Source organism: Pseudoalteromonas sp. FUC4 (genome assembly GCF_008370255.1).
Lineage (GTDB): Bacteria > Pseudomonadota > Gammaproteobacteria > Enterobacterales > Alteromonadaceae > Pseudoalteromonas.
Genome location: NZ_SEUI01000005.1, coordinates 240584 through 267375, shown reverse-complemented (window position 1 = coordinate 267375; position 26792 = coordinate 240584). Strand labels below are relative to the sequence as shown.

The 26792-nt window shown below is 37.8% G+C and carries 29 protein-coding genes; 9 read left to right on the top strand and 20 right to left on the bottom strand.

Annotation, left to right across the window (positions count from 1 at the left end; all coding sequences use genetic code 11):
• Positions 1 to 46: 46 nt before the first annotated feature.
• Both pgeF and rluD read right to left on the bottom strand, forming a co-directional pair.
• Complete coding sequence (gene pgeF, locus EU510_RS15790) at positions 47 to 778, bottom strand: peptidoglycan editing factor PgeF (protein ID WP_149594282.1); 732 nt, start codon at positions 776 to 778, stop codon at positions 47 to 49.
• Entirely contained in the window at positions 778 to 1755 is a 978-nt protein-coding gene (gene rluD, locus EU510_RS15785; protein WP_149594281.1) for a 23S rRNA pseudouridine(1911/1915/1917) synthase RluD, read from the bottom strand. The genes pgeF and rluD overlap by 1 nt, the downstream gene beginning before the upstream one ends.
• 141 nt (positions 1756 to 1896) lie before the next feature.
• On the opposite strand from rluD, the gene EU510_RS15780 reads away from it, so the two are divergent.
• Positions 1897 to 2661: an outer membrane protein assembly factor BamD gene (locus EU510_RS15780; RefSeq protein WP_002962210.1), complete on the top strand. Its 765-nt coding sequence runs from the start codon at positions 1897 to 1899 to the stop codon at positions 2659 to 2661.
• Between the two features lie 49 nt (positions 2662 to 2710).
• Here EU510_RS15780 and glnB read toward each other — a convergent pair whose 3' ends face one another.
• Positions 2711 to 3049 carry a nitrogen regulatory protein P-II gene (gene glnB, locus EU510_RS15775; RefSeq protein WP_002962211.1) on the bottom strand — a complete coding sequence of 113 codons (339 nt, stop codon included), beginning with the start codon at positions 3047 to 3049 and terminating at the stop codon, positions 2711 to 2713.
• A gap of 160 nt (positions 3050 to 3209) precedes the next feature.
• On the opposite strand from glnB, the gene EU510_RS15770 reads away from it, so the two are divergent.
• Positions 3210 to 3785 carry a GspH/FimT family pseudopilin gene (locus EU510_RS15770; RefSeq protein ID WP_149594280.1) on the top strand — a complete coding sequence of 192 codons (576 nt, stop codon included), beginning with the start codon at positions 3210 to 3212 and terminating at the stop codon, positions 3783 to 3785.
• A gap of 79 nt (positions 3786 to 3864) precedes the next feature.
• On the top strand, positions 3865 to 4395 hold the full coding sequence (locus EU510_RS15765) for a GspH/FimT family pseudopilin (RefSeq protein ID WP_149594279.1): 531 nt from the start codon (positions 3865 to 3867) through the stop codon (positions 4393 to 4395).
• Positions 4396 to 4401: 6 nt separating this feature from the next.
• On the opposite strand, the gene EU510_RS15760 is transcribed toward EU510_RS15765, so the two are convergent.
• The 13 genes from EU510_RS15760 to murJ form a co-directional block, all read right to left on the bottom strand.
• Positions 4402 to 4830 carry a type IV pilin protein gene (locus tag EU510_RS15760; protein ID WP_149594278.1) on the bottom strand — a complete coding sequence of 143 codons (429 nt, stop codon included), beginning with the start codon at positions 4828 to 4830 and terminating at the stop codon, positions 4402 to 4404.
• Between the two features lie 10 nt (positions 4831 to 4840).
• The gene (locus tag EU510_RS15755; protein WP_149594277.1) at positions 4841 to 8011 is read right to left on the bottom strand and encodes a PilC/PilY family type IV pilus protein; all 3171 of its coding nucleotides are present in this window, start codon (positions 8009 to 8011) and stop codon (positions 4841 to 4843) included.
• Position 8012: 1 nt separating this feature from the next.
• Positions 8013 to 8543, bottom strand: a complete 531-nt coding sequence (locus tag EU510_RS15750) for a type IV fimbrial biogenesis protein PilX (RefSeq protein WP_039487071.1) — start codon at positions 8541 to 8543, stop codon at positions 8013 to 8015.
• Complete coding sequence (locus EU510_RS15745; protein ID WP_149594276.1) at positions 8531 to 9526, bottom strand: PilW family protein; 996 nt, start codon at positions 9524 to 9526, stop codon at positions 8531 to 8533. Before EU510_RS15745 ends, EU510_RS15750 begins: the two co-directional genes overlap by 13 nt.
• 1 nt (position 9527) lies before the next feature.
• The gene (gene pilV / locus EU510_RS15740; protein WP_149594275.1) at positions 9528 to 10094 is read right to left on the bottom strand and encodes a type IV pilus modification protein PilV; all 567 of its coding nucleotides are present in this window, start codon (positions 10092 to 10094) and stop codon (positions 9528 to 9530) included.
• A 185-nt stretch (positions 10095 to 10279) separates the two neighbouring features.
• Complete coding sequence (locus EU510_RS15735; protein WP_149594274.1) at positions 10280 to 10981, bottom strand: LytR/AlgR family response regulator transcription factor; 702 nt, start codon at positions 10979 to 10981, stop codon at positions 10280 to 10282.
• The gene (locus EU510_RS15730) at positions 10978 to 12012 is read right to left on the bottom strand and encodes a sensor histidine kinase (protein ID WP_149594273.1); all 1035 of its coding nucleotides are present in this window, start codon (positions 12010 to 12012) and stop codon (positions 10978 to 10980) included. The genes EU510_RS15735 and EU510_RS15730 overlap by 4 nt, the downstream gene beginning before the upstream one ends.
• 39 nt (positions 12013 to 12051) lie before the next feature.
• Positions 12052 to 12981, bottom strand: coding sequence for a 4-hydroxy-3-methylbut-2-enyl diphosphate reductase (ispH, locus tag EU510_RS15725; RefSeq protein ID WP_149594272.1), 930 nt, complete (start codon positions 12979 to 12981; stop codon positions 12052 to 12054).
• Entirely contained in the window at positions 12981 to 13421 is a 441-nt protein-coding gene (gene fkpB / locus EU510_RS15720; RefSeq protein WP_149594271.1) for an FKBP-type peptidyl-prolyl cis-trans isomerase, read from the bottom strand. Before fkpB ends, ispH begins: the two co-directional genes overlap by 1 nt.
• On the bottom strand, positions 13418 to 13918 hold the full coding sequence (gene lspA, locus EU510_RS15715) for a signal peptidase II (RefSeq protein ID WP_149594270.1): 501 nt from the start codon (positions 13916 to 13918) through the stop codon (positions 13418 to 13420). Before lspA ends, fkpB begins: the two co-directional genes overlap by 4 nt.
• Before the next feature lie 12 nt (positions 13919 to 13930).
• On the bottom strand, positions 13931 to 16759 hold the full coding sequence (ileS, locus tag EU510_RS15710; protein WP_149594269.1) for an isoleucine--tRNA ligase: 2829 nt from the start codon (positions 16757 to 16759) through the stop codon (positions 13931 to 13933).
• Positions 16760 to 16764: 5 nt separating this feature from the next.
• Positions 16765 to 17715 (bottom strand): bifunctional riboflavin kinase/FAD synthetase, encoded by a 951-nt coding sequence (ribF, locus tag EU510_RS15705; RefSeq protein WP_149594268.1) that lies wholly within the window; start codon positions 17713 to 17715, stop codon positions 16765 to 16767.
• An 84-nt stretch (positions 17716 to 17799) separates the two neighbouring features.
• A complete protein-coding gene (gene murJ / locus EU510_RS15700; protein ID WP_410477421.1) occupies positions 17800 to 19338 on the bottom strand; it encodes a murein biosynthesis integral membrane protein MurJ in 1539 nt (512 codons plus the stop codon).
• Between the two features lie 295 nt (positions 19339 to 19633).
• On the opposite strand from murJ, the gene rpsT reads away from it, so the two are divergent.
• Positions 19634 to 19894, top strand: a complete 261-nt coding sequence (rpsT, locus tag EU510_RS15695; RefSeq protein ID WP_002958225.1) for a 30S ribosomal protein S20 — start codon at positions 19634 to 19636, stop codon at positions 19892 to 19894.
• Positions 19895 to 20002: 108 nt separating this feature from the next.
• Here the strand turns inward: rpsT and EU510_RS15690 are convergent, their stop codons facing one another.
• Positions 20003 to 20386 carry a response regulator gene (locus EU510_RS15690; protein ID WP_002958224.1) on the bottom strand — a complete coding sequence of 128 codons (384 nt, stop codon included), beginning with the start codon at positions 20384 to 20386 and terminating at the stop codon, positions 20003 to 20005.
• Between the two features lie 113 nt (positions 20387 to 20499).
• On the opposite strand from EU510_RS15690, the gene EU510_RS15685 reads away from it, so the two are divergent.
• Together EU510_RS15685 and EU510_RS15680 are read left to right on the top strand one after the other, a co-directional pair.
• The gene (locus EU510_RS15685; RefSeq protein ID WP_149594267.1) at positions 20500 to 20943 is read left to right on the top strand and encodes a hypothetical protein; all 444 of its coding nucleotides are present in this window, start codon (positions 20500 to 20502) and stop codon (positions 20941 to 20943) included.
• A 106-nt stretch (positions 20944 to 21049) separates the two neighbouring features.
• Positions 21050 to 21295: a hypothetical protein gene (locus EU510_RS15680; protein ID WP_002958222.1), complete on the top strand. Its 246-nt coding sequence runs from the start codon at positions 21050 to 21052 to the stop codon at positions 21293 to 21295.
• A gap of 193 nt (positions 21296 to 21488) precedes the next feature.
• On the opposite strand, the gene EU510_RS19935 is transcribed toward EU510_RS15680, so the two are convergent.
• Both EU510_RS19935 and EU510_RS15675 read right to left on the bottom strand, forming a co-directional pair.
• A complete protein-coding gene (locus EU510_RS19935) occupies positions 21489 to 21635 on the bottom strand; it encodes a hypothetical protein (protein WP_188085430.1) in 147 nt (48 codons plus the stop codon).
• Between the two features lie 96 nt (positions 21636 to 21731).
• Positions 21732 to 22652 carry a 2-hydroxyacid dehydrogenase gene (locus EU510_RS15675; RefSeq protein ID WP_149594266.1) on the bottom strand — a complete coding sequence of 307 codons (921 nt, stop codon included), beginning with the start codon at positions 22650 to 22652 and terminating at the stop codon, positions 21732 to 21734.
• A gap of 129 nt (positions 22653 to 22781) precedes the next feature.
• Here EU510_RS15675 and EU510_RS15670 point away from each other — a divergent pair, with 129 nt between their 5' ends.
• The gene (locus tag EU510_RS15670; RefSeq protein WP_149594265.1) at positions 22782 to 24488 is read left to right on the top strand and encodes a lysophospholipid acyltransferase family protein; all 1707 of its coding nucleotides are present in this window, start codon (positions 22782 to 22784) and stop codon (positions 24486 to 24488) included.
• Between the two features lie 409 nt (positions 24489 to 24897).
• Entirely contained in the window at positions 24898 to 25551 is a 654-nt protein-coding gene (locus tag EU510_RS15665; protein WP_039487096.1) for an OmpW/AlkL family protein, read from the top strand.
• A gap of 81 nt (positions 25552 to 25632) precedes the next feature.
• Here EU510_RS15665 and EU510_RS15660 read toward each other — a convergent pair whose 3' ends face one another.
• Positions 25633 to 26166, bottom strand: coding sequence for a thioesterase family protein (locus tag EU510_RS15660; protein ID WP_149594264.1), 534 nt, complete (start codon positions 26164 to 26166; stop codon positions 25633 to 25635).
• A 106-nt stretch (positions 26167 to 26272) separates the two neighbouring features.
• Here EU510_RS15660 and EU510_RS15655 point away from each other — a divergent pair, with 106 nt between their 5' ends.
• A complete protein-coding gene (locus EU510_RS15655) occupies positions 26273 to 26767 on the top strand; it encodes a hypothetical protein (protein WP_149594263.1) in 495 nt (164 codons plus the stop codon).
• Positions 26768 to 26792 lie beyond the last annotated feature (25 nt).

Below are 26792 nucleotides of genomic sequence, written 5' to 3'. Positions count from 1 at the left end.
TGTTTGTTCAAGGTATAGAGAGAAATATAATAGCTAAAGGTGCTAATTACTTGCGCCAGATCAAACTTGCCATGCGTCCGGTTTGTCCATCTCGCCGATAAGAAAAAAATAAGTCACTTTGAGAGACTGTACAATAGTCGCCGCCTGTAATATTTTTAACGCCTTGCTGGGTAAGTAAAGTACGCGCAATGCCATAAATGTCAGCAAGATATTTGCCATTAGCTTGTGGTGTAAATGCTTGAACAAATGAGGGAGACTTTTTTTTAAATAACTCAAACACTTCAGCTCCAACCTCAAATTGAGTTGGCCCAATTGCAGGCCCTAGCCAAGCATTTATATTTTCATACCTCGAGTTAAAACATTCTAAAGTACTTTTAATAATTCCCTGCTCAAGCCCTCGCCAACCACCATGTATAGCTGCAACTTCCTTCTCATCATCACTCACTAATAAAATAGGTAAACAATCGGCGGTCATTATAGCCAAAGGCTGATTTAGTAACTGAGTATAAAGCGCATCAGCATTGTGTAACTCATCAAAATCAAAATGTTCATCAACAATAACAACATCAGAGCTATGAACTTGATTTAGCCACACCGCAGGTTTAGGTAAGTGTTTGGTTAATAGTGAGCGGTTTTTTGATACATCACTTTTATTATCACCAACATGGTATCCCAAATTGAAACTTTCAAATGGGGTTTTTGAAACACCACCTCCACAAGTAGTACTTAACGTTCCTACTTTATGAAGGTTTTGCCATGTCGCTGACAATAAGTGCATTATCTATCGATATCAGGATTAGCTTTAGTATCTTCACGTAGTGCATGTGTCATGGCAACCATATCGTCAGGGATAGGAGCTTGCCATGTCATCATTTCACCCGTGATTGGGTGCGCAATGCTTAATTTTACAGCATGTAATGCTTGGCGTCTAAAGCTACGGAGTAACTCAAATAACTCAGGTGTTGCACCTTTAGGTGGACGCGGACGGCCGCCATAAGATTGATCGCCAATTAGCGGATGATTTAAATGTGCCATATGCACACGAATTTGGTGAGTACGACCTGTTTCTAAACGCAAACGCAAACGAGTATGAGCACGGAACTTTTCAGCAACACGGTAATGTGTAATTGCCGGCTTACCCATTTCATGTACGGCCATATGCGTACGCTGCGTAGGATGGCGGCCAATTGCTTTTTCAACCATACCACCAGCAGTCATGGTGCCATTACACAGTGCTTCATATTCACGAGTGAAATTTTCGCGCTTTTGTAGTGCTTTCACTAAATGCGTTTGGGCCTGAATCGTTTTAGCTACAACCATTAAGCCGGTCGTGTCTTTATCTAAACGATGCACAATACCTGCGCGTGGCACGTTAATTATTTCAGGGTAGTAATGTAGCAATGCGTTTAGCACTGTTCCATTAGGGTTACCCGCACCAGGGTGAACCACTAGGCCCATTGGTTTATTAATAACCAAAATATCATCGTCTTCATAAACAATGTTTAATTTGATATCTTGTGCTTCGTATTCGCGTGGTGCTTCAATTGTTGTTTCAACACTTACAACTTCACCACCTAGTAGTTTTTCGCGTGGAGTGTTGAAAATTTCACCGTCTACGGTGATTTTATCATCCAAAATCCACGTTTTTATACGAGAACGTGAATAATCAGGGAACAATTGTGCTAATACTTGGTCTAGACGTTTACCACCTAATTCGGTTGGAACGTCGGCTTGAAGAGAAATTTGCTCTGACATTAGTAACTTTACCCAATTTACCAGTGCAAGCTTTGCTCGACTGGGTTAGAATCGCTTTTAATAAAAGCATAATATAATACGCATAGTTTACTCGGTTTTACCGACTTGGCCTAGCCGAAGACATCGAAGGTAACAAATAAAATGATAAATAAAATAGGGAAACGTGCATTTGCCATTGTTTTTTCAGTTTCTGTACTTAGTTTAGGCGCTTGTTCGTCTGCTCCAGACCAAGAAGACATTCAACGTGTACCGAATAAATCTGCACACGCTTTATATGAAGATGCAAAAGAAACGCTAGATTCTGGTTTATATGCTCGTGCAATTGAACTTTTGAGTGCAATAGACTCTCGCTACCCGTTTGGCCCATTCTCTAAGCAAGTACAAATGGACTTAGTATATGCACATTATCAATCAGGTAATACTGAACAAGCACTTGCAACCATTGACCGCTTTATTCGCTTAAACCCAAATCATAAAGATTTAGACTACATGTATTACATGCGTGGTTTAGTAAATATTAAAGCTGATAAAAATGCGTTCCAAGAGTACTTTGGTGTAGATAGAGCAGACCGTGATGCTAACCGTACACGTGTTGCATTTACTGATTTATCGACATTAGTAAAACGTTTTCCTAAAAGTGATTACGCGCCTGAAGCTAAGCGTCGTCTAGTGTGGCTTTTAAACCGCATGGCACGTTATGAATTAAAAGTAGCAACTTACTATTACGAACGTGAAGCTTATTTAGCTGCTGCTAATAGAGGTAAGTTTGTTGTTGAGCATTATTCACAAAGCAGTTACTTAGATCCCGCGCTTGAAATGATGGAGAAAAGTTACGACCAATTAGGTTTAACTGAGCTTAGTGAGCACGCAAAGCAAACACGAAAACTAAATAAAAGAACTAAATAAATAAAAAAGGCGCTTACTAAGCGCCTTTTTACTACATAGAAAAACAAGCTTAAATCGCTTCTTCATCTTCCTCTGCAGTACGAATACGTATTACACGCTCAACATCTGTGACAAATATTTTACCGTCACCGATTTTTCCTGTTTGAGCCGTTTTTACAATAACTTCAATTGCACGGTCTACATCTTCATCAGTCAATACAATATCAAGTTTTACTTTAGGTAAAAAATCAACCATATACTCTGCGCCACGATATAACTCAGTGTGACCCTTTTGACGTCCAAAGCCTTTAACTTCGCTTACCGTCATACCTGTAATACCTACATCAGACAATGCTTCACGCACATCGTCTAACTTAAAAGGTTTGATAATTGCTTCTATTTTTTTCATATTAATTACTTTTGAAAGCTCCAGTTGCCTCGATTTTAGACAATCATGATGTTCATAGCAAACAAAGCGATTGAATTACGGTGATAAAACAACCGTTCATGGTATAATTTGTTATATAAAAATAGCTATACTTAAATGACTAGCAGTAAATGAGATTAATATGAAAAACAAACAAAACGGATTCACTCTTTTAGAACTCATGGTAACCGTGGCTATTGTTGGCATTATCGCCTCAATTGCACTTTGGAATAGCAGTGACATGTTAGAAGAAAATAGAGCTGAGAACTTTTTGTTGGAATTAAAACGTAATATTAGCTACGCCCGTGCTCAAGCAGCGAGTACAGATGAGGTTGTCATTGTATGCCCTGTTCAATATAATGATTTTAATAATAACAATAAAGCACTGCAATGCAAAAAAGTATGGGATAACAATAAGATAATTATTGTATTTATAGACAAATTAACAACAAAGAAAAATATAAAAAATAAAAATGCAACGTATAAGTCGTCAGAAGATTCCTTACTTCGTGTTATGGAAAAAATAAGCTTAACAGATAAAGTTAAATATACTGGCAATGAAAGAATACTACGGTTTGACACCAGTGGTAGAATAACAACAAACCCTGGTGATTTTGTGTTTTGCCCTAATAACGGCAGTGAAAACAATAAAGCGTTAACAGTATCTCAATCTGGTACGTCTTTTTATGCTGGTGATACAGATCAAACGTGCGGTTAAAAAACACACAAACCAATCTTGTCATATTTGTATTATTTACTAGACTGAGTTAATCATTTATTAACTCAGGTCTTCAGGGATGAGATTATCAATATTAAAATCTAAGGGGGTAACACTTCTCGAATTAATGGTATCGATGGCTCTTGTTAGTATTATCAGCCAATTATCTATGTGGTTTTACCCAGATTTTTTAGCGAATAATCGCTTAGATAACCACGTAAACCTCCTACACCGAAATATAAATTATGGCCGTCTTTACGCCATTGAAAATGGTACTTACGTCACGCTTTGTGCACTAAAAAACAGTCAATGTACAAAGGATGAGTGGGATGGCCAAATGTCGCTATTTATCGACAAAGATAAATCAACGACTCTAGATGATGACGAGTTACTCTTAAGTACCTTCGAGGATGTTCATGAAGCTGATACTTTAGAATACCCTCGTAGCGCCATTACTTTTCGCCCGGATGGGTCTTTAAATGGCTTTCAAAACGGTACTTTTATATATTGCCCCAATAGTGATAAAGCCAACCTTGAAGGATTGGCTTTATCTGTAAGTCAAACGGGTAGAATTCGTATTAAATCAACTGATAAATGTCAAAAAAAGTAATTTAAATTATCTTCCCCAGCAGTAGTCAATATCTGCTCCCTTGTTTGTTTTTGCCCCTTGCGCTCCTTTAGTACCTATATCAGTTATAGATAATGCAGTGCAATCACCATCTCCTTTTACCGGCCCTGCCATAGGTTTTGCGGTAATGGTAAATGTATTGTCGTCATCATCTACATCAATAGATAATTTAAAATGACCATTTTCAGTTTTGTCTTGCAACCCTAAATCAGTAAATTTCTCTGTATATTCCCTATTATCAACAAAATACTGCTCTTCCTTGTTTGCTGCATCTAATAATGCTGCAACGGCCTCCGCACGCGAGGCACGCTTTACATATTCTGTATAATTAGGCAGCGCAATTGCTGCAAGTATGCCGACGATAGCAACGGCTATCATCAGCTCAATTAAGGTAAAACCACGTTGTTTTTTTATCATTCAAACCTCCTTAACCGTCTTCATTCTGTATGTTTTCATCATTTTCTTCACGCTTATATATATAAGTTTGCTGAGTTTTAAAACCAAACCCTAATGCTTTGTCATTAACAAGCTGTATCTTATCATCTACAACTTTTAATCTTGGGCCTGTAATTTCAAGTGGTTGCAGCGGGTTTTCAGCATTTTCACCTTTGATGCCCGGACCAATTAAATAAAACTGACTTTTTACTTCCTCATCAGGATCATCATCGCATTTTCCGTTATCATCACTATCTGCACATGAAGAACCAAAATAAAGTTGGGGCGTATCTGGCACCTCTGTACTTGTAGCAAATTTCAGATCGTCATAAACTTTAGTACCGTAGTGCAAATGAAATGCGTAAAGAGAGCCCCCTCCTCCACTTAATGAACATTGATTTTTAATTGATGAATCCAATGTAGGAGTAAAAGATGTAAAATAAGCAACTCCACCAACAACGGTTGCTGCTGCTAACGACTTTTCACCAGTAGCTAGTTTATAACGCCACCCGACAAAATCATTCGCAAGTTCATCTTCTAATTTTACAAACTCAGTTACATTATCTAATGCACTACCAAATTTATCATTATTCATCCCCATTAACATACTAGGCGTTATAGTTTGAGGCGCAGATTCAAATAATTTAGTAACCGTATTTTCATCTCTAATCATAAATAATTCGTCAGCAGTGCCTCCTCCATTAGGGTTAGAACGATTTCCACTACCAATCACAATTGCATCATAAGGTGTATCTAATCGAGTGACTACACCATCATCGGTTATAGTTACTTTACTAAACATAGTTCTCGCCACTACGGGCTTGTAAAAAAAGCGTCTATCTGCATCACTACCAAGATCGGCTAACTGAAAATGACTAAATTCACCTTCATCTGATATATCTATACGCCAAATACCTCCACCGGTATCTGCAGCATATATACGGTCAGTATAGCCATCATAATTAGAATCCAATAACGTTACATCAGCAGCAATACTATATTCTCCCTTAAACTCAGCATCCTTAGATACATCTTCCTTAGGAGCTAAAATCCAAACTTTCTCACCTGTTTTTGCATCAACGATATAAATACCGCGGCCGACTTTGTCTTTAGTTTTTATATTAGCTTTATCGGCATCATTCGAATCTTTATTGTCATCATAGCCTGCCCCAAATATTAAAAGGGGGGTATTTCCTTTTGATTTTATATAAGCAATTTGGGGTTTAGACCACGTTTGGCCAAGGTTTTTAAATTTCCCTTCACCACCTTTAATAGTCCACATTAAACTTGGAGAGTCTGGCTTCGTAATATCCAAACCATAATAATTACGACCGCCTCTGCGCATACCTACCGCAGCCCAAACTTGGTCGCCTTTGTTTGCGTTAATAGTTCCATCATTTAAACCTTTATCATTTAGGCTCTTATTGTTGAAATAAACACTAATAGGCCCATCTATACCGTATTCTTTGCTACTCTCTTTTTCTCGAAGCGGCTTAATAATTTTGTATAGTTCAGATGGGATAAATGCCCAACTTTCACTAACTTTATTGTTCGTATCATCGTCTTTAAACATATGCAAAAAACCAGCATTAGTACCAATTAGAATACGAATGTCACCGTTACCATAATCTATTGCAACTGGCTTTGAGTGCAGTGGATCACCAAATATATCACCGCGCACTGCTGACGATGAAAATTCATTATCAACATCAACTCCACGCGCCCAGTCTATAGTATTTTTTAAGTCAGATTCATTTACATCAAAAACAACAGCAGCTTTTTTATTAGTGTCATAGGCATCTTCAATCTTATCAAGATTAAAATCTATTAATACATTAGTATTTGCGTTTGTAAGTATATTACGAGTTTTGTCACTGCTTATTAATGCTGCATTGACTCCACCCTCTTTTACAGAGCTACCATCGGAAGTTCCATCAGGACTCCAAAATGTATGCGCACTCGTCTTTATAAGGCCATCACTATCAAACGCTTCTATATCTTTGGAATCAATAACTTTGTTACCTGATAATTTCAGTTTTTTTAGATTACCACGCCATCTAGTATGCTTTTCAGGATAAAACATACCTAAGTATATGGCATCTCGACTACGAGTTTGATCTACATTATTGCTTGCAACAGAAGGGGCTGTAAAAGTACTATTTTCCTGTCTAATCTCCGCTACGGCATTATTTAAAGCTTCAGAAAGCTTTTCTGGTGTAGTTGCAGGTAAGTTTTTACCACCACCTAATGTTGAGGCTAGTTTTAATAAGTTTTGACCTTTTTCAGTCATGCCAGAACCAAAGCCGATGGTATATAGACGCCCTGTTTCATTAATATCGGGAGTAGATGGATACAAATCAACAATAGTGTCGTCTGTTCCATAAATAACTTTAGCAAGCTGATGCAGCATGTTGTTATAATAGCGATCATCAGTAGTTAAATAACGACCAAAATACTTATTATGCTCAACGCTAATGTCATAATCTCTCTCATTATCACTTCCCGAAGATGGGTCTCCATCAGTCATATAAATTATATTTACTGAGTTATCACAACGCTTAGCTTCAGCCACACTATCAGCAAAAGGTGATATATATGTATAGCTATATACATTTTCAGACTTCTTACAAGACCCGTTTTTCCATTTTGTGCACTGACTACCTACTTTAACTTTACTCTCTACCCCCGTATCTCTACTACCTTCATTTACACCAAGCCCGTATTGCACTCTTTTACCGGTGATATATAAGTAAGCCTCCCACAGTGTTTCAGCTAATGGAGTCCCCCCACTTGCAGGCAGATTATTAATAGATGCTTTTATGGAATCGGGCGAACTACCAATCCCATTTAAAACATAACCACCATCGGTCCCATTAAAGCGCATTAATCCGAAATCGATTGAATCCTCATTATCATTGACAACTTTACTCATAGCCTCTTGAGCAGCTTCAAGCCGACTAACACATGAACCGTAACAACCGTTATTCCCTGTACTTGAAGACCAAGCCATACTCCCGGAGGTATCAAAAATTAATAGTACTCGCGGTTTTTCATCTGAATTAGCATCTTTATTTACGTAAAGCTCAATATCCTCTGCGTATGCCTGCATATTAATTGCTGATGTAAATAATAAAACGAGTGCTACATAAAGTTTAAATTTCATATTAAATTCCCTTACCCGTACTGGCCATCTCTTGAGCTATACCTGTTACAATAGTTAACTGGTGCTTACTCTTAGAGCCATATTCTATCGTAGTAGATACTTGAACCATGTTGCATGAAACACCCGCTGTAAAACTATAACTACGCGGGCAATTAAGTTCTAGCGAACCACGATTTAAATTCGTCATTATGCTTTTCATTTCGTGTCCAGGTTCTGTAATGTCTTTCTCTGGTATCATTATTTTATTACCATCACTATCAAGCTTGCCCGAATCTGTAGCGATCTCATCTGGAGTAAGAAAAAAGTCACTATCAGCACCTTCCTTAGCTTCTGACGCAATCACTCTTTGCACTTCACCAATCAATTGATTTTCTGCAACTTCTCGTTCTTGTGCTGCATTAGTAATTTTAATATCAATTGTACTACTACTCATAAGAGTAACTGCAATGCCGGTAACAGCTATCACCATAATTAATGCGGTTAGAAGCACCACACCTTGCTGCTTACTGGGTAACAACTTTAAATTTTCCATAGATTACCTCCAACATTACTTAAACGAATAGTTGTTGTAAAAACAGTGCGTCTATAATTATCATCAAAACTTAGTTCCCTAGGAGTCTCTCCTTCCCCAAGTATGTATTTTTTATTTTTAATTTTTAAACCAGGATCGGGTTCTAGTGATCTAATTAATAAGAAAAGTTGAACGGTTAAAATACCTTTACGGTTTTCCCATTCTGTAGCCGTTATATCTGCAGCACTTTTATAAGTGTCAACCTTACTATCACTGTTAGTATCAAGGCCAAAAAGAAAACGCATGTTTTCAACACCTTCCATTATCGTTTCAGTGGTCATTTTCCCTTTTACTAATCGTTTTCGTTTTAATACAGGTACTTTTATTTTTTTATTATTAACTTCATACTCTTGCTCTGAAATATAATAAACATGGTGACTATATGGCCAAATAGTTGCATTGATATTTGTCGGAGTATATTTACCGGTTACAAAACTTGCTTGTTCTTGCTCGGCAATAAAATAATCTATGTTATCGGTTGTACTGTTAGTACCTGTAATACCATTATACTGGGAATCTCCTTGTAAAAATTTAAGTTGGAGAATGTCTGTCCCTTTAGTTACATCAGCTATACAGTTTAATTCACTTGTACTTTTAGCTGTTTCTGCATATATAGTACGAAAATTACTACTACTTGTTAGATCAGGAAAGCTCCCATTATTAGTTCCTTCAACGCAATCTTTACCACTAACTTTGGAGGTTACGGTGGTATTTATAGCAGTAAATGAATCATCATAATAAGTTCCCCAAAACCCAACTTGCTCAATATCACGTTGCATAATATTTATAGCTAAGCGTCCTGACTCTTGGATCTCACCAATGGTCATCGTGTCCTTTGTAGTTAATTTCATGCCAAGGTAAGTAAACATGACACCACCTAAAATTAAACCGCCAATAAATAGTGAAATCATAACTTCTACAAGAGTAAACCCTTTTTGCTTCATGTTAACTCCTTACATATATATAACTGGTTAAAACCACTAAACGGCGTTTATTGTTAGTTTTATCACCACAGGTAATTTTTCCTGTATCTGTATTTGCTTTAAACTCTTGTCGCCCTTGCCATGATATAATTACCTCAATGTTGAACCCTTTCCCTCCAGTATCTGCCACTGATGTTGGATTTATACATATTGTCGCATCATCTAAAGTACCTGTATTTTCACGAGCTTGAATGGCACGTTTCCATTGCACTATATCCATATCCGCTATTGCTGATGAATTACAGGGACTTCCAAAACAAGCCTTAGTTGTAGCAAGTGCACCACTGCTATCTATTTTCGCCTTTCCATATTTTTCAATAGATGCAATGGTATCGTTAGCTCTAATACGCTGCACAATATCGTTACCAAGCGCAACGGCTGCTGCACGCTGCATAGAGTCAAAGCTTGCTTGCTTTGCTTTTGCTTGTAAGGCAACTGCACCTAAAAGGCCAAAACTAAGAATAATAAATGCAATTAACACTTCAATCAGAGTGAAGCCTCTTTGCATTTTTGTTTGAGATGATTGCATAGTAAAACCAAATAAAAATTATCTGATTTTAAGTTTATGCTATTTATTTGAGGAATCAATGAGGACTAAGACAAGCGGTTATATTTGTTGATAAACGGTTAATTAAATTTATTCATTCAATAAAGCTGTTGATAATTAAGCCTCAGATATACTTAAGTCAAAGCCAATTTAATCGCAGAGTAAGCCTAAAGCGTATTTTTAACTAATTTAAGCTCGCGGCGACTCACAGGCAATAACTCGCTACACCCTTGCAGCTCAATAATATGATGTCCATTGCCTTTTGAATGCAAGGCTATTACTTTTTGTTTATTAACTAACGTATTGCGGTGAATTCGTAAAACATATGCAGGATATTGCAGTTCTAATTGCTTTAAGCTTTGCTCCAGTAAAGCCTCTCCACCACTGAATATCATTTTGGTATACTTTTCTTCGGCACTAAAATACAAAACATCATTTATATCAACACTACGAAGAATGCCAGCTAGCTGATAAGAGATTTTTACATTTTGTTGTTTTTGAATATGTACTTTATTTAATCGCCCTACTTGCTTAAGTACCTTTTGCAATGATTCCTCTGTAATAGGTTTAACTAAATAACCTGCAGCACTTAACTGTAAAGCATCGAAGGCATGCTCAGGATGCGCTGTTATAAAAACAATAGCAGGCGGTAGAGTTAAACTATTGAGCTCATTAGCAACTTGTAAACCATTCATACCGGGCATATCAACATCTAAAAAAATCAAATCGGGCGTTTGCTTTTTAGTAAGTGCTAAGGCTTCATTACCATTACTTGCCTCACCTTGCACAACTATACTTTTATCATGTGCTAACAAACGGATTAAGCGAGATCTCGCCAGAGGTTCATCATCAACAATGAGTACATTCATACACTGCCCCCTATTAGTTTAGGAATAACGACCTTAACTCTAAACACATCATTTTTATTAGTAATTGTTAACTGCGCTTTATTTTTATAATAAATATTTAATCGCTGGCGAATATTTTCAAGCGCCATGCCGTTATTAGGCCTAGTTTGAGCATTAGAAATTGTTATTGGGTTAGATACAATCATGGTTATATAGCCGGTAGTAATATGTAGCTCTACTTTTATTTCTGCACCATGCTCACTTGTTTCAACACCATGGCATACTGCATTTTCAATTAATGGCTGCAGGGTTAAGCAAGGAATATTCAATGTAGGTAGCTCATTGGGTATTTGCCAATCAACTCTTAAGCGATTACCAAAACGCCATGTTTCAAGTGCTATATATTGCTTACTCAGCGTTATTTCATCGTCAAGAGATACATTTTTTCCTGAGTGCATTGCAGCCTGCGATAAGGCGGCTAATGCTAAAATAGCCTGCTCTGCCGCATCGGCATCATGATGAGTAAGCTCTGCAGCTGTGTTTAAACTATTATATAAAAAATGAGGACGTATTCTAGCTTGCAAGGCATCAAGCTCAGCGCGAGAAAGCGCTTTAGTTTGCTGCTCTTTTTCAAAATGAATTAATAAAAATTGGACGAATAAAGCTGCCAGCAAAGTTACTATAATGCAATTGCGAAGTGTAAAATAAATTAGGTTCTTTGTATCATCTATATCAAAAGCAAAATGGGAAAATAAAATACTAAAAATGCATGTAGATAATAAAAAAGAGGCAAAGAATAGACTTAACTGAAAAGCTTGGGTGCGCTTTTGTAAGAAAAAACGACAAAAATATAAAGAAGAAGTGCCGATTAAAACAATTAAATGTAAAAATAAACTAATGATTCCAAGTCGAAGCCAAATATCTCCTTCTACATTGGGTGCAAAAGCTAAAACAATAGCAATAACTTGAGAAACAATAAGCGAAGCTAATACGCCTCGCTCATTAAAAAGAGCCGAAAAAAGCAAACCATCATTTTTAAGTGACTTGCTCATAACGCCTCTCCTTTAATCTAAATGTTTAATATATTTAAATTAACGCAGCTCTACTGGAACAGCAAATACTATATTCTCTTCTTCGCCTGGGTTTTCAACAACCTGTGTGCCACCTAGCTCTTTTAATCGGCTTATAACTTGTTGTACAAGTACTTCTGGCGCAGAGGCACCCGCAGTTACACCCACTGATTTAGAACCTGAAACCCACTGCTCTTGCACATCAGTTGCGTCATCAATTAAATAAGCAACAGTGCCCATTTTATCTGCAAGTTCACGTAAGCGATTAGAGTTAGAGCTGTTTTTAGCGCCAACAACTAATAGCACATCAACTTTGTCAGCTAGGTCACGAACAGCATCCTGACGATTTTGCGTTGCATAACAAATATCATCTTTACGAGGTCCGTCAATTGATGGAAATTTATTGCGTAGTGCGTCAATAACATCTGCGGTGTCATCAACTGAGAGTGTTGTTTGGCTGCAATAAAAAAGATTTTCAGCATTTTTTACATTAAGCGCAACAACATCATCGACGGTTTCAACAAGATAAATACCACCGTCTGAGTTATCATATTGTCCCATTGTTCCCTCTACTTCAGGGTGACCATGATGACCAATTAAAATACACTCAATCCCTTTGCGACTCGCACGTGTAACTTCCATATGCACTTTAGTTACAAGCGGACACGTTGCATCAAATACTTTTAAATCACGACGTTTAGCTTCATTACGAACCGCTTGTGAAACACCATGTGCGCTAAAAATAACAATGCTATCGTCAGGTACTTGATCGAGTTCTTCAACAAATACCGCACCACGACCTTTTAATCCATCAACCACATAACGGTTATGTACGACTTCGTGGCGAACATAAATTGGCTTTTCAAAAATATCTAAAGCGCGCTCAACAATACTAATAGCACGGTCAACACCAGCGCAAAAGCCGCGAGGATTAGCTAGTAATATTTCCATTAACCTTCCACCTCAATAATATCAACTTCAAACGTTAAACGCTGGCCAGATAAAGGGTGATTAAAATCAATTGTTACCGACTCACCTTGCACTTCGCGGACTAAACCAGGAAGCTCAGTGCCATCAGGTTGAGTAAACGCAATAATTGCACCTACCTTAGCTGGTGTTTCTGAACCAAACTTACTACGGTCAACATAGTAAATATTATCTGGGTTTGGCTGACCAAACGCATCTTCGGGTTCCAATTCAAACGTTTTGCTTTCGCCTGCAGTTAAACCTAATAAACACTTTTCGAAGTTTGCCGTTAAGCTGCCATCGCCCATTGTTAATTTAGCAGGTTTGTTGTGCACCTTGGTTGAATCAGCGGCAGAGCCATCTTCTAATTTAATAGAAAAATGGAAAATAACTTGCGAGTTTTCACCAATTACAGCTTGGCTCATGCTTTATGCTCCTTTGGACTCTCGCCGGTAAAGGCGTCAAATAACAATAATGCTGCGCCAATACAAATAGCGCAATCAGCAATATTGAATACAGGAAAATGTGAGTCTTTATAAAAAACGTGAATAAAGTCTATTACATAACCATACGCAATACGATCGTATAAATTACCAATAGCGCCTGCAAGTACCAGTGCATAAGCACCGCACAATACTTTGTTTGTTGCAGGTAAGCGTTTTAGCCACCACACAAGCAAAGCACTAATAGCAATGGCTATAAAGCTTAAAAACCAGCGCTGCCAACCACCTGCTTCACTTAAAAAGCTATAGGCTGCACCATAGTTATGTACATAAGTAATACTAAAAACAGGGAGTAAATTTATCGACTCTTGATAAGCCATAGTCCCTACAACAAGTGTTTTACTGGCAAAGTCTATTACTAAAAGTAATAGACTCAACCAAAGCCACACTAAACCACTTTTTTGGGCTAGTTTGCTCACTAAGAATAACTCCTAAGCAAATTGACGCTTTTCGCCTTCGCCGTCAACATTACTTACACAACGACCACAAATTTCAGGATGAGCAGGATTGATACCTACATCTTCACTGTAATGCCAACAACGCTCACATTTAGCAGCATCTGTTGCAGCAACACTAATGAATAAACCTTCAATTTCGGTAGCTTGTGTATCAGCAGGCTGACTATCAACTTCAGAAACATTTACAGCTGATGTTAATAGTACAAAACGGAGTTCATCACCAAGCGCATTTAATTTAGCGGCAAGCTCTTTGCCCGTAAATAAATTAACCGTTGCTTGAAGTGTTGCACCAATAACTTCTTCTTTACGTGCTGCTTCTAATAAACGGTTTACTTCGTCGCGCACTGTTAGAATTTCTAACCAGTCATCGTTGCTAAATTGGCTATTAGTTGGCACTTGTAAGCCATCGTACCAAACAGACGTAAATACGTAGTCACTACGCTCGCCCGGTAACGCTTCCCAAATTTCTTGTGCGGTAAAGCTCATAATTGGAGCCATCCAGCGCGTCATTGCTTCTGCAATATGATAAAGCGCCGTTTGACAAGAGCGACGTGCATGGCTGTCACTTTTAGCTGTATACTGACGATCTTTAATTACATCTAAGTAGAATGAACCAAGCTCACCCGTACAGAAGTTCATTAGCTTTTGCGTTACTAATAGCATTTGGTAGCTATCGTAAGCGGCTAAAATTTCGTCCTGCAACTGTGCTGCGCGACCCACAATCCACTTATCAAGTTCAACCATATCATCAACAGCAACTTGATCTGTTTTTGGATCAAAACCATTTAGGTTAGCTAGTAAGTAACGGCTAGTGTTACGAATTCGGCGGTAACGATCAGCAGAGCGTTTAAATATTTCATCCGATACAGTCATTTCTGCTGTGTAATCGGTAGAAGCAACCCATAAACGAAGAATGTCGGCGCCTAGTTTATTCATCACATTTTGTGGAGAAATAACATTGCCTAGTGACTTAGACATTTTGCGGCCGTTTTCATCAACAGTAAAACCATGAGTCAATACTTGGCGGTATGGCGCATGACCATTAATTGCCACTGACGTCATCATTGATGACATAAACCAACCACGGTGTTGATCAGAGCCTTCAAGGTATAAATCAGCTGGACCAACTAAGTCTTCACGTGCGTCTACAACACACGCGTGCGAAACACCTGAGTCAAACCATACATCTAGCGTATCTTGCACTTTCATGTATTGCTTGGCGTCTTCCTCACCAAGTAAAGTAGCTGGTTCTAAATCGTACCATGCTTGTATACCAGACTTTTCAACAAGCTCTGCTGCTTGAGCAATTAGCTCTTGTGTATTTGGGTGAAGTGCACCGGTGTCTTTATCAACGAACAATGCAATAGGAACGCCCCAAGTACGCTGGCGAGAAATACACCAATCTGGACGGCTTTCAACCATGTTTGAAATACGGCTTTCGCCCCACTCTGGTAACCACTGCGTGTTTTTAATCTCAGCAAGAGAATCTTGACGTAAATTAGCCTGATCCATACTTACAAACCATTGTGGTGTAGCACGGAAAATGATTGGTGTTTTATGGCGCCAACAATGTGGGTAACTATGCGTAAGCGCATGGTGATGCATAAGCGCACCACGCTCTTTTAATACTTCAATTACGCTCGCATTCGCCTTAAATACGTGCTGACCTGCAAAAAGCTCGGTATCTGGTAAGTAAACGCCATTAGCGCCAACAGGGTTAGCCACTTCAAGGTTGTAATTTAAACCAGCTACGAAATCTTCTTGACCATGTCCAGGTGCGGTATGTACAACACCAGTACCTGAATCAGTAGTTACGTGTTCTGCAACAATCACTGGTACATTAAAATCATAAAAAGGATGGGCTACTTGCAAGTTTTCAAGCGCTGCACCTTTTACATACCCTAGTACGTGAAAGTGATTAAAACCAAAACGGTCCATAGCATCTTTAACAAGCTCAGAGCCTAAAATTAGACGTTGTTGTACGCCTTCATCTTCAACCTGTACTAACGCATACTCTAAATCGGCATGCACAGCCACAGCACGGTTTGCAGGAAGCGTCCACGGTGTTGTTGTCCAAATAACAGTACCAACACTGCCTTCACCTTTATGACCATCAGCCAAATCAAATGCACTAACAACAGCATCTTGATCAATAAAAGTAAAACGCACATCGATTGCTGGAGATTGCTTATCTTGGTATTCAACTTCTGCTTCTGCTAATGCAGAACCACAGTCTGTACACCAATGAACAGGCTTAGCACCTTTATGCAAATGACCTTTTTCAATAATACGACCAAGCACACGAATTGCATTCGCTTCAAAGTCAAAGTTCATTGTTAAATAAGGCTTATCCCAATCTGCAAATACGCCTAAACGTTTAAAATCAACTTTTTGACCTTCAACTTGTTTTTTAGCGTATGCACGGCATTTTTCACGAAACTCACTCGCAGTAACTTTTACACCCGGCTTGCCTACTTTTTTCTCAACCATTAACTCGATTGGTAAACCATGACAATCCCAACCAGGAACTAATGGTGAATCAAAGTCAGATAATGTTTTAGACTTAACAATAATATCTTTTAATATTTTATTAACTGAGTGGCCTAAATGGATATCGCCATTTGCATACGGAGGGCCGTCATGCAAAATAAAGGTTTTTTTACCTTTCTTAGCGCTGCGAATTTGACCATAAAGGTCGTCCTCATACCATGCTTTAAGCATTTTTGGTTCACGTTGTGCCAAATTGCCACGCATTGGAAACGGTGTTTCCGGTAAGTTCAAAGTATGTTTATAGTCGCTCATTTATCCTACATTCCGTCTCTATCGGCTACCTGATTTAAACCAAAACACTGCTTAGCGGCAGCAACATCAGTTGCTATTTGTGCCGTTAATTGTGTTAATGTCTCGAATTTTTTCTCATCGCGAAGTTTTTTTATTAACTCCACATGCATAAATTGTCCGTAAATATCCTGTGCAAAATCAAAAAGGTGAACTTCTAATAATGCACGAGTTCCATTAAATGTTGGCTTATTACCTACATTTGCAACTCCAAAAATCTGTTTTCCTGCAATCGTTGCTTGCACTGCAAACACTCCGTTGACAGGACACACTTGGCGTTTTAGGGCAATATTTGCCGTTCTAAAACCGAGTTCACGTCCTCTTTTCCAGCCATGTATAACACGCCCAGAAATAGCATAATCGTGACCAAGCATTATTTTAGCACTTCCTAAGTCACCGGATGCTAAAGCATCTCGTATTAAAGTGCTGCTTACTCTAGCATTTAATTGACGAAAGCTCGCGGTACTTTTTACATCCATGCCAGCTTGCTTACCCATGCTAGCAAGTAAGTCAAAGTTACCTTGGCGTTGCTTTCCAAACTTAAAATCATCACCAACAGTAAGTGCTTTAACACCTAACTTTTTAATCAAAATCTCATTAACGAATTGCTCAGCATGCATGTTTGCAAATTGCTGATTAAAGCTAATGCAAATAACTCGCTCAATACCTAAATCACTTAATAAACGTAACTTATCTCGTAAGCGCGTTAGCCTTGCTGGGGCATTATTTTTAGCAAAAAACTCTTGTGGCTGAGGCTCAAACAGCATTACAGTGCTTGGCAAACTATGCGCTTTAGCATCGCTAAGTAAACCTTTTAATACTTCTGCGTGGCCTAAATGAACGCCGTCAAAATTACCAATAGTTAACACACAACCAAAATGGTGTGGGCGAATATTGTGTATACCTCTAATTAACTCCATGCCACCTAATGCCTTGTTTAGCGAGCTATTAATTACGGCTAAAAAATGATTAAAGCCGCAGAGTTGCCGATTATAATCTTTTTTTTAGTTTGATTCAGTAATTGCTACACTTTTTATCGTATTTAGTCTAACGCCCATCACAAATAGCATTGCAAAGTAGCTGATACCTGCCAGAGCCACTAGCGCTACTAATAATATTACTTGCTGTGTAAAGGCCCATGTAGCCCAATCATAGTAACTGCTCACAAACCATGTGACAGCTCCCATAACAATACTTGCAACAACACATTTAAGTGTAAAACGCATACTCATTGATGAGAACTGGTATACATTTTCTTTTTTAAGCTGTCTGTATAATAAAAATGCATTGCAGCTAGCTGATAACGAAGTAGCAAGAGCCAACCCTAAATAACCAATGAAAGGAGCCAGCATAATGTTAAACACCATATTTAGTACTAAGGTAATAATACCAATACGCACCGGTGTTTTTGTATCTTGACGAGCATAAAAGCCAGGAGCGAGTACTTTTATTAGCATAAAGCTTACAAGACCGACCGAATATGCGACTACGCCTAAGCTTACAGCTTTGACATGGTCAATACTGTCTTCTTTAAATGCACCGTGGTCGAACAATACGGTAATAATAAGTGGGCTGATGATCATTAAGCCTATCATTGCTGGTAGGCCTAAAAATATAACAAAACGAACTCCCCAATCGAGAGTATGCTGAAAGTCGCTACTTTTTTTACTGCTATGTAGTTTAGAAAGCGCCGGTAAAATAACTGTCGCAATACCAATACCAAATAAACCCAGCGGAAATTCTATTAAGCGATCTGAATAATAAAGCCATGCGATTGAGCCTGTCATCAGTAATGATGCAATCATGGTATCAAGCAATAAGTTAATTTGGCTGATAGATACGCCAAATAAAGCTGGTAACATAAGTTTGCGTACTTTTTTTACGTTTTCATCTTGCCAGGCCCAGCGTGGGCGCGCCAACATTTTTGCACGGTATAAAAACGGAAGTTGAAACAGCAGCTGCACTACACCACCGACAAATACACCTATGGCAAGTGAATAAGCACCTACCGAAAATTTATCATGTAAAAAAATTGCACACGTAATAATAGAAACATTAAGCAAAACTGGTGTAAATGCGGCAACAGCAAAACGGTTATACACGTTCATTACCGCACCACTAAGTGCAACTAAGCTTACAAAAAACAAATAAGGGAACGTAAGTTTAAGTAATGAACTTGCAAGCTCAAATTTTTCGGCATTAGGTCCGCCCTGCCACCAATCTATAAACCAACCGGTACCAAATAATGCTGCAACAACAGGGGAAGCAACAACACCAATGATAGTGACAATTAGTAAAATGGTTCCTAATGTGCCTGCTGCTTGTGCAACAAAAAGTCTGACTTTGTCGTCTCCTTCCTGTTCTTTAATTTCACTTAGCACAGGTACGAATGCTTGTGCGAAGGCACCTTCTGCAAATAAACGGCGTAAAAAATTAGGAATGCGGTTAGCAAATAAAAAAACATCAGCCGCTGCACTTGCACCTAATAAATTGGCGACGACAGCATCTCGAACGAGCCCTAAAATACGCGATATCATAGTCATACAACTAACAATCATACCAGAGCGAAATAAACCTTTTGACACCTTAAACCTACTCAAAAATCCTCAAGATAGGCGATTATGCCACAGTCTTTTTTATAAATCGCTTTAAAGCACTAGGCTGGGGGTCTGTGCTTTGTTACAATGTCTATATTAACTGCTAAAGCGGCAAATTGATGCTCGTTATATGGTGCAGTTTTTCTTGGATTGTTAAATTTAAATTGACATCCATGATAGAAACAGGCATATTCCACGGCCTTTAATTTAAGCTTTATTTTAAGATTGTTAGGAGCAAACCTTGGCTAACATCAAGTCTGCAAAAAAACGCGCTATCACAAGCGAAAAAAACCGTCAGCACAACGCAAGCCGTCGTTCAATGATGCGCACTTACTTCAAAAAAGTAATTGTTGCTATTGAAGCGGGCGATAAAGAAGCTGCACAGCAAGCTTTTTCTGTTGCTACACCTATCCTAGACCGTTATGCAACTAAGGGTCTAATTCACAAAAACAAAGCAGCTCGTCATAAGAGCCGTATAGCAGCTAAGATTAAAGCTCTATAATTTGTTTTTGATAGAATATAAAAAACCGGCTTTTGCCGGTTTTTTTTTATCTAAAATTTAATCTCGTATTTTAATAACAGCCGACATAAATATTTAAGCAGGTTGGCGTCATACATTTTCCAAGTCTGGATAAAACTTCTTAAGCATTGCCGCTATTTTTTTAGGTGTAAACGGCTTCACTACAAATCCTTTAGCGCCTTTATCAATCGCATCCTTAACATTTTCAATACCTGAATGTGCAGATACCATTACAACATTTGTCTCAGGGCTTAATTCATTGATTTGTGCAATCAAATCTTTGCCATCGCCGTCCGGCAGTTCTATGTCTAAAAAAATGATATTATAATTTGCAGCCTGGCACTCACTAATACATTGTGAGGCAGTAGATGCTTCCTTTACGTTATCTATCCCTAAGTGCATGAGCGTTTGGCTCAAAAAACTACGCACTGTGCTAACGTCATCTACAATTAAAATTGATAGCTGCGTATTCATCTTTATTCCTCGTAGGCTATAAGCTAACTTTAAGTTATCATAATAATTAGCTTAGTATATAAATTTGCTCATTTAATTATAGAGACCTACGGAAAAAAGGCCAGATTTGCTTTATGTCTAAAACCCCAAATAAACAGTCGTTGCTAGGTAAAGCACCAATAAGAAAAAAAACAGCGCAAAAAAGAAAGCCGCAACGCCCTACTCAGCGATCTATACCCGCAGAGGAAAGAACAAACATAAACAATGGCACTAGCCAAAAAACAAAGTCAAAAAAGGGGCTATTTATATCTCTGGCCCTTGTTATTGTAATAATTTTAGCTTTTCCAAAACCAACCTTGCTCACCTATAAAAAATTAGGGATGGTAAGTGAGAGTGTTTACTGGCCTGGACTTTTAGGTTACGGAGCTACTTTAATTGATTCCAACTTGCACCCCAACTATGATTCTAGCCGTGAATCCCTTTATTTATGCAGTGATTTACAAAAACCACAGAGCTGTCAAAAGTATCAAGTAATTGCTGACAATGGTTTGTTTTCGGCAATTGGCAGTTACTTTTAGCATTAAAAAAAATAATCTGAAAATTTAAAATTACTTGGTTGAAAGGTGTGCAAAAGATCAACATAATGGCGCTCCTTTTTTCAACAACTGAACTATTGAAACGACCATGCTAAATGAGCTAGATTGGCTTTTAAATACTACACTACTTGCACTAGGTTTAGGTGCATTCTTTATTAACCAGATAACACTGCTGCGCGTTGCTGCCATTAGTGCATGTGGTTTATTATTCTTATCATTTAGCCTAGATCTTATGTCGTCGAGCGTTATTTCAAATATGAGTTTAGTGTTGATCAACACTTTTTACCTGTTTAAAGTTTATACATTTGGGCAGTTTAATGTAACCCAAAGTTAACAACTTTTCCTTAGAATATTTAATAGCCCAGCATTGCTGGGCTTTTTTATTGCTAATTTTTAAAATATTAGAAACACGATGGATCAGGACAATATTAAGCACCACTAAAGCACCACTGCAATAATGGTGCTGTGCATGTACTGTTGAGAAAAACGAGAAGAAAGACGAAACCGAAAATACCTAATAAGCTAGGTTAATCTGCTATTGTTAATTCACTTTGGATTTGTGTTTTAGATGGGCTATCTTCAGCGTTAGCCTGATTAAACCAAGCTGAAACACCTAGCACAATAATTGAAATAACAACGAGGCTTAATTTAGCCCCACTTTGACTGGATTTCATAACACCCTCTTTATATTTTTATTAGTGAGAATATCTTTTACACTAATGAAAACTACAAATGTTAACAAGCTGTTTTTTAAACTAATTAGCTATCAGCTAATAACCTTTAGTTCTATCCACTGAATTATTGAGTGCTAAACCCTTATTCAAACGTTCAATATTATCGGCTATTTGGTCTATAACGCTATTTAAATCAGATAGCGCAGCACAATGTGGTGTAAGTGTTATTTTGGGGTTTCCCCAGTAAGGGTGGTTCTGCGTTAAAGGTTCTTGGTCAAAAACATCCAAGGTAGCAGCGCGTAAGCTATCGTTATTCAATGCATTTAGTAAATCTTGCTCAACCACATGAGCACCGCGTGCTACATTAATAACAACAGCATGTGAAGGTAGCTTAGCGAGCATTGAGCGATTAATAATGCCTGTAGTTGCTTGCGTAAGGGGTAATAGACATACAAGGTAGTCAACGTCAGAAAGCATATTGCTAAGCCCTTCATCGCCATAATAAATCTCGACATTAGCCGTATTTTTATTACTTTGCGCCCAGGCACTTACTTTAAAGCCATTAATTATAAGTTTTTGCGCACATGCTTTACCTAATTCGCCAAATCCAAGTATACCAACATGTTTATTACTAAAAGCTCGTTTTGGCTTCCATGTTTGCTGTGCTTGTTTAATATAATACTCTTTTAAGCGTAATTTGTGAGCTAAGACATGTGTAAGTACATATTCCGCCATATCTTCAGCTAGTTGCATGTCCACAATACGCACTACTTCAACATGTTTAGGTAATAATGTTAAATCGATACTGTCTACACCTGCACCAAATGACGACACAGCTTTTAAGTTAGGCAGCTGCGGCCACAGAGACTCAGGAGCATTCCACGCAAGTACAAAATCCACATTATTTGCGTTTTTGCAATCAGGCCATTGCTCTATCAATGTATTTGGTAATCGCTCTTGTAACTTCGTTATTAGCTTTTCGTTGTTGCGCCCCGTTATAGCCACCAAGACCGACATAAATTCTCCTAGCAATTCACAGTTTATAATTTAGTACTTTAAAAAGTCACACTACTGCAAAGTAACTGTCACACCCTTTTTTTAATCTTACATGTATGGCGAATAGACCAAACGGAATATGAGGTTAATATGATAAGTGTTGATAAAGTAATTGCAGCAAACTTACCACAACTAGAGAACTCTCCAAAAGTAAAAGGTTTAGTAAAAAAGGGCTTAGGTTACTTATTGCATGAACAAGAGTTTATCACCTTTGGTAATACGTACCCTCACCTACAAGGATTAGAATTTGTTGAGCAAGTACTTGATGAACTCAATTTTGATACGCGCTATAAACCTAAACAAATAGAACATATTCCAAGCGAAGGTAAACTTGTTATTGTTGCTAACCACCCTATTGGTTCATTAGATGCTTTAGCACTTATCAAAGTACTCTCGACAGTAAGGCAAGATCTAAAAGTAGTCGCAAACCGCATGTTAATGTCGGTCAGGGCAATGCATTCTCTTTTACTCCCTGTTGATAACTTATCTGGTATGAGTAAAAAGCAAGAGCTTAGTAATATACAAAATCATTTAAAAGGTGGAGGTGCCTTACTTATATTTCCTGCAGGAGAAGTGTCGCGCCTAGGACCAACCGGTATTAAGGATTGCAAATGGAATAGCGGCTTTTTACGTATGGCAAAAAAAGCCAATTGCCCCATTTTACCTATTTTTATTAAAGCCAAAAACAGTCCACTTTTTTATGGCACATCAATGATTTATAAACCTTTGGCAAGTTTACTATTAGTGGCCGAAATGTTTAAGCAGCGCCAAAAATCTTTAGAGTTTGAGATTGGCGCCTCTATCCCTCCTGAATCTTACTTAATAGAAAATCTTAAAGATAAAGAAGTTGTAAACCTCATCCGTAAACAGCTTTATAGGCTTACAACAAAAAAAGCACTGCCGCTAAAAACACAAACACCTATCGCTGTTCCCGAGTGCAGAAAAGAGCTAAAAAAAGCAATTGAGCAATGCCAACTACTTGGTAAAACGCAAGACGGTATGCACATTCATTTATATCAATATGTAGGTAGTTCACCTATTTTTAGAGAGCTGGGACGCCTCAGAGAAATCGCATTTAGAGCAGTAGGTGAAGGAAGCGGTAAGCGTCGTGATATAGATAAATACGATATGGATTACCAACACCTTGTACTGTGGGACCCTATGCAACTAGAGCTAGTAGGTGCTTATCGATTAGCCTGCGCACAACATATAATACAAAAACATGGACGTGAAGGTTTATATACCGATAGTTTATTTTCTTACACCGACGCTATGACGCCTTATCTGCAACAAGGAATTGAGCTTGGTCGAAGTTTTGTACAACCTAAGTATTGGGGACGTAAGAGTCTCGACTATTTATGGTACGGTATTGGTGCTTTTATAAAAAACTACCCACAGTATAGATATTTATTTGGGGCTGTAAGTGTGTCCAACGCTCTACCTGAGCAAGCCAAAGCCATGCTCGTTTATTTCTATCAACATTATTATAAAAGCAGTATAGAACTAGCTACGCCTAATAATGAGCTTAAATTAACTGAGCAACAGCTAACTCAATGCAATATTCTTTTTAATGGAAGCGATGTTAAAGAAGATTTTGTAGAGTTAAAACATGTGTTAGCTAATATGGGCGCTCAAGTCCCTACTTTATTTAAACAATACACTGAGCTTTGCAATCCTGGTGGGGCACAATTTTTAAGCTTTAGCATTGATCCCGATTTTAATAATTGTATTGATGGATTGGTATTAGTCGATCTTAGAAGTGTGAAAGAAAACAAAGCTAAACGTTATTTAGAATAACTATTGATAAATAAAGTCAGTGCACCGAGTATTTTATGCCTCATAAAGTACTCGGTTGATATTTCATTATAAATACCGACTCAATCGCATTTAAGCCCTCCAATTCTTTTTAAGTATCCGTTCTTAAATTATTTTTAGAATCCTGCTAAAAACATATTCTCTTGTTCATTAAGGCCCTTGGTTAAACACGAGATTATGACAAAGCAGTGCCTGCCTTAATATATTCATGTGACTGTTAATTAAATAAATATGTCAATCTTTACAAAGCATAACGACACTAAAATTAATCTAAATCAATAAAATATTTCATAAGTTTCAAATGCTTTTTAAACTTTGATCTAGAACAGGTTTTCATTTTTATTGCTTGGTAATAATAGCGCCAATCAAACAGTAGTTCTTGGAGAACAACATGAAAACTCAAATTAGCATCGCATTATTAACCTCTTTATTAGCACTCTCTCCAGCTGCACACGCTAACTTTAGCGTAAATGTTGGCGCTATTAACGTAAACCCTGATAATAGTAGCTCAGCGATTAATGAAGCACCTACGCTGGGCCTTAAAGGTGATTCTGATACTCAACTGGGTATCACTGTAGATTATGCATTTAACGATCAATGGGTGTTAGAGCTGATAGCAGCAACACCGTTTTCACACGATGTAAATGGCGCAGGCGGCTTAGCAGGCAACAAAATTGCAGATATAAAACAGCTTCCTCCTTCTTTAGTTGCGCAATACCACTTTTTAGACACAAGTTATGCGCTAAGACCTTTTATAGGTGTAGGTATAAATTACACTGCATTTTTTGATGAGCAACCTTCTCAAGCACTTAAAGCGACGCTAGGAACAGACGATGTAGAAGTAAAATTAGATGATTCGTTTGGCTTTATGGCTCAGGTAGGTGCTAACTATAAAATTGATAAAAACTGGGGTTTGCACGCTATGGTATCTATTATGGATATTGATACCGATGCCACTGTTTATGCGAATGGTGCAAAAGCACTTACATCAACTGTTGAGCTTGACCCCGTTGTTGCTATGTTCGGTGTTAGGTACAGCTTTTAAAGCATATATAAAGAAGTACATAGTTACCCAATTACAATGTGTGTTAAAAGGCCGAAAGGCCTTTTTTTTCGTTTGTAGAGATTAGGGTAGATTACTTAACTTTTTCTGCTCTAACATTTCTTTCCAGTGCATCACTTCACTTGGCAATATAGGTGTTTGGCCATCAAAACCAGCCACTTCAAGCATTTCTTCAATACTTATAATACCTTTTTTACTTTTAAATACACCGCGTACAAAAGCAATAGCATGTAAGCCTCGCTCTGAGTGAAACTTTTGCTCAATATAAAAGTATTTATGATCCCAGCCAACTAACCGAGTACTTATTGTATATCGCTGCATAGGTTTAATATCGCGGATATAAGTAATGGCAGTTGCGTTAACAATCGGAAACCAACGACGCTTCATTATTTGTTTTAGTAAGCCAACACGCTCTGTCATCCATGTGCGAGATAAATCCATCATCGCAAGATAGCGTGAGTTCGTTAAATGTAGATTAATATCGCAATCAGTCGGCAAAGCTTTGTAATCTATATCTATTGTATCAAGTAGATTTTGATATTGTTTATTGCGTTTAATTTTGAAAAATAATAATAAAAGTCGAATATATAAGTTCACAAAAAAGGTCTTACCAGTTAAATTTATTCGAGTGTAGCATAGCCCCTTGCGAAGGCGAATATTCTACTTTAATCTTAAATCATTATTACAATAAAAAAGATAACTCATGAAATCAAAACTAAAAATTATCGCTGCACTGGCCCTATTAGTACCTAGCTACAATGCTTTTGCCGATTTTTCGTTACCAGGTAAAGGCTCTATTACCTACCCTACCGGTGTAGTTAAAGAATTTAAATTTGGTTTTGAATGGCAGCAAAAAGCTGAGAAATTCACTATTGGATCTAAAAGTTACAATATGGAGCAAATTCCTAGCTCTTATTCTGTCGCCATCACGCTTTCAAAAGATGACAGCCAAGTATGGGTTCAAGAATTTAATAATGGGTTTATTGAGGAGTTTGAATGGCAAATTGGCGAACATACAGTCACTCTAAAAAAGCAGCAGTTTAGCGATCCAGTAAAAGGTGACTATGTTATTGAGCTAAATGGCCGTAGCTATTTTTTCACTCGTAATAACGCCAGTATCGTAATGAACTTTAACGAAGAAGGTATTGAGACGATTGCAATTGATGGGGTAACAAAAAATATGGGCACTAAAGATTAGTCCCCATATTTTAATTTATTTAGGC